A 15,641-nucleotide genomic window follows, 5' to 3' on the forward strand; every position below is an offset into this window, starting at 1 on the left:
CATGGATGTCGCGGCGTTACGCCAGAGTTGGGCCCAGTTCTGCGTGGCCGGTCCGGAGGCGGCGAAGCACTTCTACGCGACGTTGTTCGTGATCGCGCCCGAGGTCCGCACGATGTTCCCGACCAACATGGAGTACCAGCAGGACAAGTTGCTTGCGGCGTTGGGGCATGTCATCACCCACATCGACGACGAGCGGGTGGTGACGTCGTTCGCGCAGCGCTTGGGGGCTGACCACCGCCGGTTCCGGGGCGAGGACCGGCAGGGTCGGCCGGTGCCGATGGCGGAGTGGCACTACAGCCAGGTCGGGCAGGCGTTGCTGTTGACGTTGGAGCGGTTCCTCGGGCCACGGTGGACGCCGGCGCTGCGCGCGGAGTGGGCCGCGGCGTACGAGTTGGTGGCGCGGTTGATGCTGGCCGGTGCGGCGGAGGCGGTGCGGTCGTCGCCGCCGTACTGGGAGGCGGAGGTGCTGAGGGTGCAGCGGCGGCGGTCCGACGTGTGTGTGCTCACGGTCCGCCCGAACTATCTGTGCGAGTACCTGCCGGGGCAGTCGTTGCCGGTGCAGGTGCCGCAGTTGCGGACGTGGCGCTATCTGTCGCCGGCGAACGCGCCGCGTCCGGACGGGACGATCGAGTTCCACGTCCGCGCCACGGGTCGGTTCTCCACTTATCTGGTGCGCAAGGTGCGCGAGGGCGACCAGTTGTTGTTGGGGTTGCCGGTGGGTGAGGCGTTGGCGTCGTACGACCGGTCACCCCATCTGCCGTTGCTGCTGGTGGCCGGGGGCACCGGGCTGGCGCCGTTGCGGGCGGTGGTGGAGGCGTTGCAGCGGGGACCGGGGCGTCCGACGACTCTGGTGGTGGGCGGCAAGACGCCCGACGACCTGTATGACGACCGGGCGTTGCGGGAGTTGGCGGCGATGCCGCCGGCGGGGTCGTGGCGGTCCGGTGAGGTCGGTGGGTGGCTCCGGTACGTGCCGACGGTCGAGAGCGGCTGGCAGTGGCAGGGTGCGGTCGGTACGGCCGGTCACACCGCGGCGCGGTTGGGTCCGTGGCGGGACACCGAGGTGCTCGTGTGCGGCAGCCCGGAGATGACCCGGGAGACGATCAGCGCCCTGGCCACGTCGGGGGTGACGCCGGAGCGGATCCTGACCGAAAGTTACGATCACTCCCTCTACCCACCTCTGGCGAGCGCGGCTGCCGTAGCGCCGTCCGATGTGACGTGGACCGGTGCGGCTCCCGCCGCACCGCGCGACTTGAGTTGGACAGGTGCGCGATGAGCATCGACCACGGTGACCGGGTGGTCGCCGATCCGCACGGTGAGCTGACCCGGTCCGTGGCCGCGCTGGAGGCGCGCCGGTTCCGGGGCAGCCGGTGGCTGTCGGCCGACGAGGTCGCCGGCCTGGCCCGGTCGGCGGACGAGCGGGTGGCGTTGCTGGGGGGTGAGGTGGACCGGCTGCGGCGGGAGAACGAGGCCCTGGCGCGGCAGGTGGAGATGTTGCGCCACGGCGCGTTGCCCAGCACCGCCCCGCAGGGCCCGGACCCGATGGTGATCGAGTTGGCGGTGCGGGCGCAGGACGAGGCGAACCGGACGATCAGTGAGGCCAGCGCGGAGGGCGCGGAGATCATCGCCGACGCGCGGCGGCAGGCCGAGGAGATCCTCGCGGAGGCGCACGTGTTGGCCGGGGATGCTGCCGGCCGGGCGGGGGACGAGGGATTGCCGCGGCAGGTGCGGGAGTTGGAGGGCCGGCACGCGGCGTTGGTGGCGGCGGTGGCGACGGCGCAGCAGCACCTGAGCCGGTGGCAGGCGTACCTGTCGGAGCAGTCGGAGCAGTTGCGTACCGACGCGGCTGCTGCCGGGGCGCTCAGCGCGCAGCTGCGTGCGGTGGTCGGCGAGTAGCGGCGCCGGGTCAGCGCTGGTCGACGGCGGCGACGGCGTCGGCGATGGGGGTGTCGCCGCCGACGACCTCCAGGATCGCACCGGCGCTGTGCGGGTGGTAGAGCAGGGCGACGAGGACCCGGGCGACGTCGGTGCGGGTGACGGCGCCTGCCGGTGCCCGCCGGGCGAGGGTGATGCGCCCGGTGGGCGTGCCGTCGGTGAGGCGGCCGGGGCGCAGGATCGTCCAGTCGAGGTCGCGGCCGGTCAGGTCGTCCTCGGCGGCCTTCTTCGCCCGCAGGTACGCGGCGAACACCTCGTCGGTGCCGGTGGGCGCCTCGCCCTCCACGCCCATGGACGACACCAGCAGGTAGCGGCGGACGTCGGCGCGTTGCGCGGCGTCGGCGAGCAGGACGGCGCCGGCCCGGTCGACGGTGTCCTTGCGGTCGGCACCGCTGCCGGGGCCGGCGCCGGCGGCGAAGACGACGGCGTCGGCGTCGCGCAGGTGCTCGGCGAGTTCGTCGACGCCGACGTGTTCGAGGTCGGCGACGACGGGGTGGGCGCCGGCGGCGCGCAGCGCGGCGGCGTGGTCGGGGTTGCGGATCAGCCCGACGGCGGTGTCGCCCCGACCGGCGAGTTCGCGGTGGGCGAGCTGGGCGATCTTGCCGTGGCCTCCGGCGATGACGACGCGCATACTGCCAACCTAGCCGCCGCTTCGGCCCGGCGCGGCCTCTCGGCCCGGGCGGTGGCGGCGCCCGCCTGGCCGGTTGGCCGGCGGGGTGGCGGCGCGGGGCGTGCACTGGCGGGACGGTCGCCGGTGTTCGCCGAGGGGCGCCTGCCTGAGGCAGCATGGACGGGTGACGGAGACGGTCGACGCGCTGGCCGGGCTGGTGGCCGGCGGCGGTGTCGTGGTGTTGAGCGGGGCGGGGCTGTCCACCGAGTCGGGCATCCCGGACTACCGGGGGCCCAGTGGCGCGGCGCGACGGCACACCCCGATGACGTACCAGGTGTTCACGCGTGACCCCGTGGCGCGGCGGCGCTACTGGGCGCGCAGCCACCTGGGGTGGCGGATGATCGCGCGGGCGACGCCGAACGAGGGGCACCGGGCGGTGGCGCGGCTGCAACGCGGCGGGCTGGTTGACGGGATCATCACCCAGAACGTGGACGGGTTGCACACCGCCGCGGGCAGCCCTCGGGTGGTGGAGCTGCACGGCCGCCTCGACGAGGTGGTGTGCCTGGACTGCGGCAACCAGACGTCGCGGGAGGAGCTGGACCGGCGGCTGCGGGAGGTGAACCCGGGCTTCGACGCGCGGGTGGCGGCGGTCAACCCGGACGGTGACGTGGATCTCGCCGACGAGCAGGTGGCCGGGTTCCGTACGGTCGACTGCACGTTCTGTCGGGGCGGCATGTTGAAGCCGGACGTGGTGTTCTTCGGTGAGACGGTGCCCGCGGCGCGGGTGGCCCGCTGTTTCGAGCTGGTGGCGCGGGCGCGGCTGCTGCTGGTGCTGGGATCGTCGTTGACGGTGATGTCGGGTCGCCGGTTCGTGGTGGCGGCGGCGAAGTCGGGCATTCCGGTGGTGATCGTCAACCAGGGGCCGACCCGGGGTGACGGGTACGCGGCGTTGACGGTCGACGCGCCGTTGGGTCGGCTGTTGCCGGCGCTGGCCGACCGGGCGATCGGCGGTGTGCCGGTGGGCTGACCGGCAGGGGCGGCAGCGGCCTGTCGGGGTGTGGATCAGCGGGCGCTGGTAGCGTTGACCATGCCGGTAGTACCCACGTGGGAGAGACCGCCCAGCAGCATCTCAGGCGGCGCCGAAGGGGCAAATCCTCCCCGGAACCTCTCAGGCAAAAGGACCTCGTGGGCAGGCACTGTGGAGCGCCTCGTGGGCGCGACAGAGGGGGAGGCCGACCTGTCGACCTCGCCCCGGGAGTGCCGCCCATGACCGCAGAGCAGTTCGCCGCCCGCCACATCGGTCCCGATCCGCACGACGAGCGCCGGATGCTGGAGGCCGTCGGTTACGGCTCGGTCGAAGAGCTGATGGACGCGGCGATCCCCGAGGTGATCCGCTGGCACGGCACCCTGGACCTGCCGGAGCCGGCCAGCGAGCACGACGCCCTGGCCGAGTTGCGGGCGCTGGCGGCCCGCAACACCGTCGTGGTGTCGATGATCGGGTTGGGCTACCACGGCACGCACACCCCGGCGGTGATCCGCCGCAACGTGCTGGAGGACCCGGCCTGGTACACGGCGTACACGCCGTACCAGCCGGAGATCAGCCAGGGGCGGCTGGAGGCGTTGCTGAACTTCCAGACGATGGTCACGGACCTGACCGGGTTGGCCACCGCGAACGCGTCGATGCTCGACGAGGGCACCGCCGCGGCCGAGGCGATGACCCTCGCGCGCCGCGCGTCGAAGAGCAAGAGCGCGGTGTACGTGGTCGACGCCGACACCCTGCCGCAGACCATCGCGGTGATCGCGAGCCGGGCCGAGCCGCTCGGTATCGACGTGCGGGTCGTCGACACCGAGCGTGACGAGTTGCCGGCGGAGTTCTTCGGCCTGCACCTTCAGTACCCGGGGGCGTCGGGGGCGGTGCGTGATCAGGCGGGCCTGGTCGAGGCGGCGCACGCCGTGGGGGCGCTGGTGACCGTGGCGGCGGATCTGCTGGCGCTGACGCTGCTGCGCCCGCCGGGGGAGATCGGCGCCGACATCGCCGCCGGCACGACGCAGCGTTTCGGTGTGCCGATGGGCTTCGGTGGGCCGCACGCCGGCTACCTGGCGGTGCGGGCGGGGTTGGAGCGGATGCTGCCCGGCCGGCTGGTCGGGGTGTCGCGTGACGCGGACGGCAACCCGGCGTACCGGCTGGCGTTGCAGACCCGGGAGCAGCACATCCGCCGGGAGAAGGCGACCAGCAACATCTGCACGGCGCAGGTGCTGCTGGCGGTGATGGCCGGCATGTACGCCGTCTACCACGGTCCGGACGGGCTGCGGGAGATCGCGCGCCGTACGCATGACAGGGCGGTGCGGTTGGCGGCGGCGCTGCGGGGCCTCGACGGCGTGGAGGTGGTGCACGAGGCGTTCTTCGACACGGTCCTGGTGCGGGTGCCGGGCCGCGCGGGGGCGGTCGTGGCCGACGCCGCCGCGCGGGGCGTGAACCTGCGGCTGGTCGACGCCGACCACGTGGGGGCGTCCTGCGACGAGACGACCACCCTGGCGCACCTGCGGACGGTGTGCGACGCGTTCGTGGCCGTGCTCGGCGGGCGGGCCGGGGGCGTGGCGGCGGCGTGGGACGCGCCGGTCGGGGGCGTGTTGCCGGCGGCGCTGGCCCGTACGTCGGACTTCCTCACCCACGCGGTGTTCCGCAGCCACCACTCGGAGACGGCGATGCTGCGCTACCTGCGGCGGCTGTCGGACTTCGACTACGCCCTGGACCGGGGGATGATCCCGCTCGGGTCGTGCACGATGAAGCTCAACGCGACCACCGAGATGGAGCCGGTGAGCTGGCCGGAGTTCGCCCACATCCACCCGTTCGCGCCGGACGCGCAGACCTCCGGTTACCGGGAGATGATCTCCCAGTTGGAGGGGTGGCTGGCGGAGGTGACCGGCTACGACGCGGTCAGTGTGCAGCCCAACGCCGGTTCGCAGGGCGAGCTGGCGGGTCTGCTGGCGATCCGGGCCTACCACCGCGACCGGGGTGAGGGGCACCGCGACGTGTGCCTGATCCCGTCGTCGGCGCACGGCACCAACGCGGCCAGCGCGGTGATGGCCGGCATGCGGGTGGTCGTGGTGGGCTGCGACGACGGGGGCAACATCGACCTGGTGGACCTCGACGCGAAGATCGACAAGCATCGGGGCGCCCTCGCGGCGATCATGGTGACGTATCCGTCGACGCACGGGGTGTACGAGACGGGCATCGCGTCGCTGTGCGCGAAGGTCCACGACGCCGGCGGGCAGGTGTACGTCGACGGGGCGAACCTCAACGCGCTGGTCGGTTTCGCCAAGCCGGGCAAGTTCGGGGCGGACGTGTCGCACCTGAACCTGCACAAGACGTTCTGCATCCCGCACGGCGGCGGGGGTCCGGGGGTGGGTCCGGTGGCGGTGCGGGCGCACCTGGCGCCGTTCCTGCCGGGTGACCCGCTGGGCGCGCACGTCGACGGCCGGCCGGCGATCTCGGCGGCCCGCCACGGGTCGGCGGGGATCCTGCCGATCCCGTGGGCGTACCTGCGGATGATGGGCGCGGCGGGGCTGGTGCGGGCCACGGGTGTGGCGGTGCTGGCGGCGAACTACGTGGCGGCGCGGCTGCGCGGGCACTTCCCGGTGCTGTACGCGGGCAACAAGGGCCTGGTGGCGCACGAGTGCATCCTGGACCTGCGGCCGTTGACGAAGGCGACGGGGGTGAGCGTGGACGACGTGGCGAAGCGGCTGATCGACTACGGGTTCCACGCGCCGACGATGTCGTTCCCGGTGGCGGGGACGCTGATGGTGGAGCCGACCGAGAGTGAGGACCTGGCCGAGCTGGACCGGTTCTGCGATGCGATGATCGCCATCCGGGAGGAGATCGACAAGGTGGGGTCGGGGCAGTGGCCGGCGGGCGACAATCCCCTCGCCAACGCCCCGCACACGGCGGCGATGGTGTCCGCGGACGAGTGGCCGCACGCGTATGCGCGGTCGGTGGGCGCGTACCCGGGCGGGGTGGCGCGCGCCGGGAAGTACTGGCCGCCGGTGCGGCGCATCGACGGCGCGTACGGCGACCGGAACCTGGTGTGCTCGTGCCCGGCGCCGGAGGCGTACGAGAGCTGACGTCGCGTGACGCCGGGGCGGTCGTGGTGCCGCCCCGGCGGGTGCGCCGACCTGGGCCGGGGGGTGTCCCGACCGGGGGACCAGCCTGGATCGACGCGTTGGTATTGCGTGACGCAGCGTGACAGGGTCAGGCGACGAGGGCGTGTCGGGCGGGGCCGCGGTGGGGGGCGATGCTGCTGCCGTCGGGGAGGAGTTCGCCGGTGTCCTCGAAGACGATGACACCGTTGCAGAGCAGGCTCCAGCCCTGCTCAGGGAAGCAGGCGAGGACCCGGGCGGCTTCCCGGTCGGTCGCTTCGGCGGAGGGGCAGGTGGGTTGGTGCTGGCACATCGGGATCTCCGGACTGTGGGGGCACTGTGTCATGGTTCACATGACCAGTGACGCACAGTACCAAGCTAAAGCGGTCAGCATCGAGCAGGTATGCGCGTGGATTCGCTGAAATCCACTGAACGGATGAGGGTGGATGGGCCGGACGGCGTGGAAACGCTCCCAGGGTTAGGGGTCGACGTGCCGGGGGCGCCGGCTGACTGCCGCCGTACGCTCGTCGAGCGGGCCCGCTGGCAGTGGCGGCCCGCCGACGGCGGGGACCCGGCGGCGCGGGTCGAGGAGTTCCTCGCCGCGTACGGCCTGCCGCTGCACGAACTGGCCCGCCCCGCGCCCCGCCACGACCCGGCCGGGGTGTGCGGCGCCGCCCTCTACGTCTCCGCCGCCGCCGGCGCGGCCCTGATCGGCGCGCCCCCGGGCGCCGCCAACCCCGCCCCCGCGCTGCCGGAGGTCGCCGTGGTCGTCTACGGCCACGACCCGGCCGCGGTGGCGTCGAGCCGCCCGGTCGCGGCGGGCGCCACGACACCCGGCGCGCACTGGTGGCGCGGCGACTGGGCGCAGAGCTGGACGCCGCGCCAGCACGCCGACGCCGTCACCGCGGTGCGCGCCGCGATCGGTCGCGGCGACGTCTACCAGGTCAACCTCGTCGGCCACGCCGCCGCCCGCTACAGCGGCGACCCGCTGCCGGCCCTGCGTCGGTTGGCCGCGCTGCCCGGCGCCCGCTACGGCGGCACCCTCACCGGTGCGGGTTGGGCGATCGGCTGCGCCAGCCCGGAGACCCTGGTGGAGCTGGCCGACGGGCGGCTGATCACCCGGCCGATCAAGGGCACCCGGCCGGCCACGGCCGTCGGCCGCGCGGCGCTGCTCGCCTCGGCGAAGGAACGCGCCGAGCACGTGATGATCGTCGACCTGGAGCGCAACGACCTGGCCCGCGTCGCCCGCACCGGCAGCGTGCGCGTCGACGAGCTGTTCGCCGTACGCCGCTGGTGCGACCTGTGGCAGGCCGAGTCGACGGTGTCCGCGGCCGTCGCCGACGGGCTCGGCCTGGCGGACCTGCTGCGCGCGCTCTGCCCCGGCGGCTCGGTCACCGGCGCCCCGAAACTCGCCGCCCTGGAGCACGTCGCCGCGCTGGAGCCGGTGGGTCGGGGCGCCAGCATGGGCGCGCTCGGCTGGGTCGCCCCGGGCCGCATCGACCTGGGCCTGACGATCCGCACCGCCGCCGTCGACGGCGAGCGGGTGCACGTCTGGGCGGGCGGGGGCATCACGTGGGGCAGCGATCCCGACGCCGAGGTCGCCGAGGCCGCCGCGAAGGCCGCCCCGGTGCGCGCCGCCCTCGCCGGCGGCTGAGCGCGGCACGCACCGGGGGCAGCGCGGTCCTGGGCGTGAGCGCGTACCGCCGTGGCGCGGCCCCGAGCGCGCGCCGCCGTGTGGCGCGGCCCGCCGGTGCTGGGCACGTTGGAAGAGGCGCCGCGGCGCCTTCGTCCGGTCAGATGAGCGGTAACCGGATCGAGGGCGTCCGCAGCCGAGGCGGTCGGTATGTTCCAGCAACCCCTGCAACCCGTCGGCGGGTCGCTCGCGTTGAGCGCCGCCTGCGCCGCGCTGCCCCTGCTCACCCTGTTCGTGCTGCTCGCGGTGGTGCGTACGCGGGCCTGGGTGGCGGCGTTCGGTGCGCTGTCCGTGGCGGTGCTGCTGGCCTGGTGGCTGTGGCGGATGCCGCTGCCGCAGACGCTGCTGGCCGCCGCCCAGGGCGCCACCTTCGCCCTCTTCCCGCTCGTCTGGACGTTCGGCACGGCGATCTGGATCCACCGGCTGACCGTGCACACGGGGCACTTCGACACGCTGCGGCGGGAGTTCGCCCGCCTCAGCGACGACCGCCGCGTGCAGGCCCTGGTGATCGCGTTCTGCTTCGGGTCGCTGCTGGAGGCCCTGGCCGGCCAGGGCACGCCGGTGGCCGTCACCACGGTCATGCTGCTGGCCCTGGGCTTCAGCCCGCTGCGCGCCGCCGCCGTGGCGCTGGTCGGCAACACGGTGCCGGCGGCCTTCGGCCCGCTCGGCCTGCCGATCACCACGCTGGCCGGCGTGACGGGGCTGCCGGCGACGGAACTGGGCATGATGGCCGGCCGGCAGGTGCCGGTGATCGCGGTCGTCGTCCCGCTGGTGCTGCTGGTCGTCGCCGACGGCCGCCGGGGCGTACGCGAGCTGTGGCGCCCGGCGCTGGCGTGCGGCGGCGCCTTCGCGGTGGCGCAGTTCGTCACCGCGAACTGGCTGACGGCCGCGCTGGCCGACATCACCGCCGCCTTCGCGGGGATGGGCGTGCTGCTGCTCGTCGCCCGCAGGCGCGTGGTGCGGCGACCGGTCGCCGTGCCGGTCGGCGCCGGCGGCCCGCCCCACGACGCCCCGGCGTCGCCGCGCCCCGCCCCGCAGTCGTCGACCGCGCCCGGCGACGCCGGCACGGCGCCCGCCGAGAGCGCGCCCGGGGCGCGGTGGCGGGCGTACGCGCCGTACGTGACGATCGTGGCGGTCTTCGCCGTCTCCCAGGTGCCGGCGCTCAAGCGGCTGCTCGACGCCGGCACGCTGGCGTTGTCCTGGCCGGGGCTGCACGTCGTCACGGCCGCCGGCGACCCGTCACCGGTGACGACGTTCCGCTTCGCCTGGTTGGCGGCGCCCGGGTCGTTGCTGCTGGTGGCGGGCCTGATCACGGTGGTGCTGCTGCAGGTGTCGCCGCGCGAGGCCGTCGGGCTCTACGGGCGCACCCTGGTCGAGCTGCGGTGGGCGGTGGCGACGGTGGTCGGGCTGCTGGCGCTGTCGTTCACCATGAACGCCGCCGGGCAGGTCGCCACGCTGGGCGTCTGGATGGCCGGCGCGGGTGGGTTCTTCGCGGTGCTGGCGCCGGTCCTCGGGTGGCTCGGCGTCGCCCTGACCGGTTCGGACACGTCGTCCAACTCGCTGTTCGGCGCGTTGCAGGTGGCCGCGGCGCAGCGCGCCGGCCTCGATCCGGTCCTGTTGGCCGCGGCCAACGCCTCGGGCGGCACGCTCGGCAAGATGATCAGTTTGCAGAACCTGACGATCGCCGCCGCCGCGGTCGGGCTCACCGGCCGCGAGGGCGACCTGTTCCGGCGGATGGTCGGCCCGAGCGTGCTGCTGCTCGCCCTGATGTGCCTGCTGGTCGGGTTGCAGGCCACGCCCCTGCTGGCCTGGATGGTGCCGTAGCGCGGTTCCCGCACGGAGAACGGCCCGCCTCCTGCCGACAACTTATTTTGTCTTGACAAGGGTTGCTGTCGGTAGGAGGCTTTCGGGACGCGGTGCCCGCCCGGGCACACCGCACCCGCCCCGCCGCGTCGCGGGCCCTTCAGGGAGGACAGTCATGCAGATCAGCGTCCACGCCTTCGTCAGCCTCGACGGCGTCATGCAGGGGCCGGGCGGGGCCGAGGAAGACACCAGCAACGGCTTCACGCGCGGCGGCTGGCTCGTGCCGCACAGCGGCGACGGTCAGCTCGACGCCGTCGACGGGTGGTTCCGGCAGGCCGACGCCTTCCTGCTGGGACGCCGCACCTTCGAGATGATGCGCGGCTACTGGCCGCAGGTCACCGACCCCGACAACCTCGTCGCCACCGCGCTGAACACCTGGCCGAAGTACGTCGTCAGCAACACCCTCTCCGAGGCCGACGCGGCCTGGGGCGACACCACCGTCCTGCGCGGCGACGTCGTCGCGCAGGTGCGGCGGCTCAGCCAGCAGCCGGGCGGCGAGCTCCAGGTGCACGGCAGCTGGCAGCTCGCGCGCGCCCTGCACGACGCGGGGCTCGTCGACACGTACCGGCTGCTGCAGTTCCCCGTCGTCGTCGGCGCCGGCAAGCGCCTGTTCGCCGACGGCGCGGCCCCGGCCTCGTACCGGATCACCGACTCGACGGTGGCCGACGGCGGCGCGGGGGCCGTCGCGCTCACCCTGCGCCGCACCGGGTTCGGTCCCACCGCCGCCGGCGAGTTCGTCGTGCGCGACGGCCGGGAGGCCGTGGCGTAACGGCGTCGACGCGTCAGCGGCGGTCGGCGAAGTCGTCCAGCGCCGCCACGACCCGCTGCGCCATGCCGTTGCCGGAGCCGTGCCCGGCGGCGTCCAGCAGCTCCAGTCGGGCGTCGGGCCATGCCTGCGCCAGCTGCCACGCGATCTCCGGCGGGCTGCTGATGTCGAGTTTGCCGTGCAGCAGCACCCCGGGGATGCCGGCCAGTCGGCCCGCCTCGCGCAGCAGCTCACCCTCCGGCAGGAAACACCCGTGCCGCCAGTAGTGGGTGACCAGGCGGGCGGAGACCATCCGGAACACCGGGTCGTCGTAGCGGGGGTCGGGCCGGTGCCCCGGCACGGTGGCGACGTGGGTGTCCTCCCACGCGCACCACTGCCGCGCCGCCCGCTCGCGCACCGCCGGGTCCGGGTCGGCCAACAGCCGGGCGTACGCGTCGGCCAGGTCGCCGTCGCGCTCGGCCGGCGGCACCCCGTCGCGGAAACGCGCCCACTCGGCCGGGAACACCCGCCCCATGTCCCGGGTGATCCACTCGATCTCCCGTCGGGTGCCGGCGGTCACGCTGAACAGCACCAGCTCGCTGACGCGCTGCGGGTGCCGCTGCGCGTACGCCAGGGCCAGGGCGGCGCCCCAGGACGCGCCGAGCACCAGCCAGCGCTGCACGCCGAGGTGCGCGCGCAGGCGTTCGATGTCGGCGATCAGGTGGTCGGTGGTGTTGGTGGACAGGTCCACGCCGTGATCGGCGGCGTGCGGGGTGCTGCGTTCGCAGCCGCGCTGGTCGAACAGGACCGCCCGGTAGCGGGCCGGGTCGAACAGGTCCCGCCAGCCGGGCGCGCAGCCGGAACCGGGCCCGCCGTGCAGCACCACGGCGGGCTTGCCGTCGGGGTTGCCGCAGGTCTCCCAGTAGACGAGCTGCCCGTCGCCGACGTCGAGCATCCCGTGCGCGTACGGCTCGATCCGTGGGTAGCGCCCGCTCATCGCCCCGCCTCTTTCGTCACCGACCATATCTGACAGCGCTGTTACATTAGCCGGGGTCGCGGTCTGTCGGCACGGGGGCGTCGTCCGCGCCCCGGTGCGTGTGCAGCAGGGCCGCCGCCCGGCCGGCCGCCACCGCCACGGCCGAGCGCAGCGCGTCGACGTCGACGTCCGGGCCGGGCGGCAGCAGCGGCAGCGTCGGACCGTCCGCCACCGGCCCCGGCCCCGGCGGCAGCGGCAGCGGCGGCGCCGCCCGGGCGTACGCCTCGGCGGCGGCCGTGCCCACCTCGGTGCTCCGCCTCGACGACGCCGACCCGTCCCCGGTGGCGGCGACCGCCGGAGCCGGCGCGTCGGCTCCGGGTGCGGCGGTGCCGGCGGACACGAGCGTGCGGGCCTCGCGGCCGCGGATCAGCAGCAGCAGGGTCGGGTCGGTGTCCAGCAGCCAGGACACCTGGTGGCACAGGGCGGCGGCGTGCCGGCACGGGTGGTCCCACTCGGGGCAGTCGCACTCCGGGGCGAGCTCGCCCAGCCCGGGCAACAGCGGCACCCCGCTCGCCTCGGCCAGGTCCCGGGGCAACTGCCCGGCCAGCAGCGCCGCCTGGTGTCCGGCGCGGGCGGCCACCTCGCCGGCCAGCCGCGCCCAGTCGTCGTCCCCGAGTGACGCGACGCGTATGCGGGTGTCGTACGCCTGCTCGGCGTCGCCGTCGTGCACGGCCGCGGTGAGCCGGCCGGGGCTGACGGTGATCGGTCCGACGTGCCCGGCGGCGGCCAGCCGGCGCCCGGCCCGCAGCGGCCCGGCGTCCAGGGCGTCGGCCTCCCACGCCCGGTTCCACGCCGTCGCCCACCAGGTACGGGGCCGGCGGGCCCGCCCGGGCGCGAAGGCGGGAAAGCCGCGCGGGGTCACCGGTCACCGCCGAGGGTCACCAGATCGGCCAGTTCGGTGTCGCTGAGCGCGGCCAGCGCCGCCGGCCCGGCGTCGAGGACCGCCTCGGCGAGTTCCCGCTTGCCGGCCAGCAGGGCGGCGACGCGGTCCTCGACGGTGCCCTCGGCGACGAGCCGGTGCACCTGCACCGGCCGGGTCTGTCCGATCCGGTACGCCCGGTCGGTGGCCTGGTCCTCCACGGCCGGGTTCCACCACCGGTCGTAGTGCACGACGTGGTCGGCGCGGGTGAGGTTCAGGCCGGTGCCGGCGGCGCGCAGCGACAGCAGGAACACCGGGGCCTCTCCGGCGTCGAAGCGGCGTACGAGCTCGTCGCGGGCGGCGACGGGCAGCCCGCCGTGCAGCAGCAGCGCCCCGACGCCCCGGTCGCTCAGGTGCCGGTGCAGCAGCCGGGCCATCGCCACGTACTGGGTGAAGACCAGCACCGCGCCACCGGCGGGCAGGATCGCCCCGAGCAACTCGTCGAGCAGGTCCAGCTTGCCGGAGCGCCCGGCCAGCCGCGGCGCGCTCTCGCGCAGGTACTGGGCGGGGTGGTTGCAGATCTGCTTGAGCGCGGTGAGCAGCTTGACCACCAGCGCGTGCCGGGCGATGCCGTCGGCGTCGGCGATCGCGTCGAGCAGTTCGGCGACGCAGGCCTGGTAGAGGGCGGCCTGCTCGGCGGTGAGGGCGACCGGCTGGTCGGTCTCGGTCTTGGCGGGCAGTTCGGGGGCGATACCGGGGTCGCTCTTGCGGCGGCGCAGCAGGAACGGCCCGAGAAGTCGGGCCAGCTCCCGGCCCGCCTCGGGGTCGCGGTCGACCTGCACCGGCCCGACCCAGCGGGCGCGGAACTCGCTGAGGGTGCCGAGCAGCCCGGGCGTGGTCCAGTCCAGGATCGCCCACAGGTCGGTGAGGTCGTTCTCCACGGGGGTGCCGGTCAACGCGACCCGGGCGGCGGCGGGGATCGCGCGCAGCGCCCTCGCGGTCTCCGCGTACGGGTTCTTGACGTGCTGGGCCTCGTCGGCGACGAGCAGCGGCCACCGTCGGGCGGCGAGCCGGTCGGCGTCGCGGCGCAGCGTCGCCCAGGTGGTGAGCACGAACCCGCCGTCGAGGCCGTCGAGGCTGCGGTGGGGTCCGTGGAAGCGGCGTACGGCGGTGCCGGGGGCGAAGCGACGGATCTCGCGTTCCCAGTTGCCCAGCAGCGACGCCGGGCACAGCACGAGCGTCGGACCGGCGGTGGCGGGGTCGCCCTGGCGGTGCAGGTGCAGGGCGATCAGCGTGACGGTCTTGCCCAGCCCCATGTCGTCGGCGAGGCAGCCGCCGAGACCGAGGGCGGTCAGTCCGGCCAGCCAGCGCAGCCCGTGGCGCTGGTAGTCGCGCAGCGTCGCGGCCAGCCCGGCCGGTACGGCCACCGGGGGCGCGGCGTCGCCGTCGGTGAGCCGGCGGGCGGCCTCGGCCACCCAGCCCTCGGCGTGCACGTCGACGCGTTCGCCGTCGACGTGCGTGGCGCCGGTCAGCGCGGCGCGCAGGGCGGGCATCACGGCCAGCGACCCGGCGTGCGGCTGCCGGGCGCGGCGGGCCAGCTCGGGAGGCACCAGCACCCACCGCTCGCGCAGCCGCACGACGGGCCGGTGCGCCTCGGCGAGCCGGGCCAGCTCGGCGCCGGTGAGCGCGCTGCCGTCGAGGTGCAGCCGCCAGTGCAGCGCCACGTCGCCGGGTGCGGTGAGCAGGCCGGGGCCGCGGGTCGGGGCGCGCAGCACCGCCGAGGCGGTGAGGCCACGGTCGAGTCCGGCCGGCCAGTGCACGTCGACGCCGTCGGCGGCGAGCCGGGCCGCCGCGCCGGTCGCCAGGTCGACGACCTGCGCGTCGCTGGGCGTGAGCGCGTCGGGCACGGCGGTGTCCAGCAGCCGCGCCAGGGGCGGCCACATCCGCGCGGCGTGGCGCAGGGCCAGCAGGGCGGCGTCGCGGCAGGCGGGCGGGAACCCGGGTACGCCGGCGCGCCACAGCGCGGCGGCGTCGGTGAGCAGTCCCGGCGCGGTACGGCGGTGCACCTGCGCCACCAGCCGCCACGGCGCGTCGGGGCTGTCGCGGTGTTCGAGGCGCAGCGACAGCCGTACCGCCGCGTCGGCGTCGGCGGCGACGCGGCCGGCCCAGTCGCGCAGCCGCCCGACGGGGGTGGGGGCGGGCGCCGACCACGCCCCGGTGGCCGCGTCGTCGCGGGGCAGGATGTCGGCGACGGCGTCGAGGAAGTCGCGCAGCAGCCGCGCCGGATCGGGCAGCCACGTCGGGTCGCGCCCGGGCACGGGGGTGGCGCGGGCCGTGGCGGGCATCGCGGCGGCGAGGCGTGCCTGCCGGGCCTCGTCGTCGGCGGTGAGCGGCCCGACCCGCCAGGTGTCGTGCCCGGCGGCGGTGACGGCGGGCAGCAGCAGGCCGCGGGCGGCCAGGTGCAGGGCCTCGCGGGCCGCCGCGGCCCAGAACGCCGCCGCCGGGTCGGTGGCCGCCTCGGCCAGCAGCAGCGGTACGCCGGCGGCCACCCCCAGCCGTCGCACGGGCACGGTCCTCGGGTGCCCGTGCGGTGGCGTCGCCAGGGTCGTCGTCACCGCCTCGCCGGGCCCGTCGGGTGGGGCGTCGGCGTCCGGTGACCAGACGAGCAGCGTCCCGGCGCGGGGCGGGTCGGCGGGGCTGAACGTGACGGCGTGGCAGCCGATCGGCACGGGCGTCCTCGTTTCGGGTCGGTGGTCGCGCTGCCCG

General features: G+C 75.3%; 12 protein-coding genes and 1 riboswitch. Of the genes, 7 read left to right on the forward strand and 5 right to left on the reverse strand.

Annotated features, from left to right (window positions below; genetic code table 11):
* The first annotated feature begins 1 nt into the window (after position 1).
* Both ACTMS2_RS27255 and ACTMS2_RS27260 read left to right on the forward strand, forming a co-directional pair.
* On the forward strand, positions 2-1,273 hold the full coding sequence (locus ACTMS2_RS27255; protein WP_441177947.1) for a globin domain-containing protein: 1,272 nt from the start codon (positions 2-4) through the stop codon (positions 1,271-1,273).
* Positions 1,270-1,893, forward strand: a complete 624-nt coding sequence (locus tag ACTMS2_RS27260) for a hypothetical protein (protein WP_441177948.1) — start codon at positions 1,270-1,272, stop codon at positions 1,891-1,893. The genes ACTMS2_RS27255 and ACTMS2_RS27260 overlap by 4 nt, the downstream gene beginning before the upstream one ends.
* A gap of 10 nt (positions 1,894-1,903) precedes the next feature.
* Here the strand turns inward: ACTMS2_RS27260 and ACTMS2_RS27265 are convergent, their stop codons facing one another.
* The gene (locus tag ACTMS2_RS27265) at positions 1,904-2,563 is read right to left on the reverse strand and encodes an NAD(P)H-binding protein (protein ID WP_441177949.1); all 660 of its coding nucleotides are present in this window, start codon (positions 2,561-2,563) and stop codon (positions 1,904-1,906) included.
* A gap of 163 nt (positions 2,564-2,726) precedes the next feature.
* On the opposite strand from ACTMS2_RS27265, the gene ACTMS2_RS27270 reads away from it, so the two are divergent.
* Entirely contained in the window at positions 2,727-3,569 is an 843-nt protein-coding gene (locus ACTMS2_RS27270; RefSeq protein WP_441177950.1) for an NAD-dependent protein deacetylase, read from the forward strand.
* A 68-nt stretch (positions 3,570-3,637) separates the two neighbouring features.
* Positions 3,638-3,736, forward strand: a riboswitch (glycine riboswitch).
* 72 nt (positions 3,737-3,808) lie between these two features.
* Complete coding sequence (gene gcvP / locus ACTMS2_RS27275) at positions 3,809-6,664, forward strand: aminomethyl-transferring glycine dehydrogenase (RefSeq protein WP_441177951.1); 2,856 nt, start codon at positions 3,809-3,811, stop codon at positions 6,662-6,664.
* A gap of 127 nt (positions 6,665-6,791) precedes the next feature.
* Here gcvP and ACTMS2_RS27280 read toward each other — a convergent pair whose 3' ends face one another.
* A complete protein-coding gene (locus ACTMS2_RS27280; protein ID WP_089000314.1) occupies positions 6,792-6,992 on the reverse strand; it encodes a DUF5999 family protein in 201 nt (66 codons plus the stop codon).
* 123 nt (positions 6,993-7,115) lie between these two features.
* Here ACTMS2_RS27280 and ACTMS2_RS27285 point away from each other — a divergent pair, with 123 nt between their 5' ends.
* From ACTMS2_RS27285 to ACTMS2_RS27295, 3 genes are all read left to right on the forward strand, one after another.
* Positions 7,116-8,333: a chorismate-binding protein gene (locus ACTMS2_RS27285; RefSeq protein ID WP_441177952.1), complete on the forward strand. Its 1,218-nt coding sequence runs from the start codon at positions 7,116-7,118 to the stop codon at positions 8,331-8,333.
* Positions 8,334-8,522: 189 nt separating this feature from the next.
* Positions 8,523-10,196 carry an L-lactate permease gene (locus ACTMS2_RS27290; RefSeq protein ID WP_441177953.1) on the forward strand — a complete coding sequence of 558 codons (1,674 nt, stop codon included), beginning with the start codon at positions 8,523-8,525 and terminating at the stop codon, positions 10,194-10,196.
* A 154-nt stretch (positions 10,197-10,350) separates the two neighbouring features.
* On the forward strand, positions 10,351-11,004 hold the full coding sequence (locus ACTMS2_RS27295; protein WP_441177954.1) for a dihydrofolate reductase family protein: 654 nt from the start codon (positions 10,351-10,353) through the stop codon (positions 11,002-11,004).
* 13 nt (positions 11,005-11,017) lie between these two features.
* Here ACTMS2_RS27295 and pip read toward each other — a convergent pair whose 3' ends face one another.
* The 3 genes from pip to ACTMS2_RS27310 are packed head-to-tail and all read right to left on the reverse strand — an operon-like array spanning position 11,018 to position 15,604.
* Positions 11,018-11,977 carry a prolyl aminopeptidase gene (gene pip / locus ACTMS2_RS27300; protein WP_441177955.1) on the reverse strand — a complete coding sequence of 320 codons (960 nt, stop codon included), beginning with the start codon at positions 11,975-11,977 and terminating at the stop codon, positions 11,018-11,020.
* 46 nt (positions 11,978-12,023) lie between these two features.
* Positions 12,024-12,878, reverse strand: a complete 855-nt coding sequence (locus ACTMS2_RS27305; protein ID WP_441177956.1) for an SWIM zinc finger family protein — start codon at positions 12,876-12,878, stop codon at positions 12,024-12,026.
* On the reverse strand, positions 12,875-15,604 hold the full coding sequence (locus ACTMS2_RS27310; protein ID WP_441177957.1) for a DEAD/DEAH box helicase: 2,730 nt from the start codon (positions 15,602-15,604) through the stop codon (positions 12,875-12,877). Before ACTMS2_RS27310 ends, ACTMS2_RS27305 begins: the two co-directional genes overlap by 4 nt.
* Positions 15,605-15,641 lie beyond the last annotated feature (37 nt).

The sequence above is a fragment of the Micromonospora sp. SD12 genome (assembly GCF_052068495.1).
In the GTDB taxonomy this organism is placed as follows: Bacteria; Actinomycetota; Actinomycetes; order Mycobacteriales; family Micromonosporaceae; genus Micromonospora; species Micromonospora echinofusca.

What these genes read in the sequence shown, in the direction of transcription:
- ACTMS2_RS27265 (WP_441177949.1), bottom strand. Translation starts at nt 2,563, where the DNA reads ATGCGCGTCGTCATCGCCGGAGGCCACGGCAAGATCGCCCAGCTCGCC.
- gcvP (WP_441177951.1), top strand. Translation starts at nt 3,809, where the DNA reads ATGACCGCAGAGCAGTTCGCCGCCCGCCACATCGGTCCCGATCCGCAC.
- ACTMS2_RS27285 (WP_441177952.1), top strand. Translation starts at nt 7,116, where the DNA reads ATGAGGGTGGATGGGCCGGACGGCGTGGAAACGCTCCCAGGGTTAGGG.
- pip (WP_441177955.1), bottom strand. Translation starts at nt 11,977, where the DNA reads ATGAGCGGGCGCTACCCACGGATCGAGCCGTACGCGCACGGGATGCTC.
- ACTMS2_RS27260 (WP_441177948.1), top strand. Translation starts at nt 1,270, where the DNA reads ATGAGCATCGACCACGGTGACCGGGTGGTCGCCGATCCGCACGGTGAG.
- ACTMS2_RS27280 (WP_089000314.1), bottom strand. Translation starts at nt 6,992, where the DNA reads ATGTGCCAGCACCAACCCACCTGCCCCTCCGCCGAAGCGACCGACCGG.
- ACTMS2_RS27255 (WP_441177947.1), top strand. Translation starts at nt 2, where the DNA reads ATGGATGTCGCGGCGTTACGCCAGAGTTGGGCCCAGTTCTGCGTGGCC.
- ACTMS2_RS27290 (WP_441177953.1), top strand. Translation starts at nt 8,523, where the DNA reads ATGTTCCAGCAACCCCTGCAACCCGTCGGCGGGTCGCTCGCGTTGAGC.
- ACTMS2_RS27295 (WP_441177954.1), top strand. Translation starts at nt 10,351, where the DNA reads ATGCAGATCAGCGTCCACGCCTTCGTCAGCCTCGACGGCGTCATGCAG.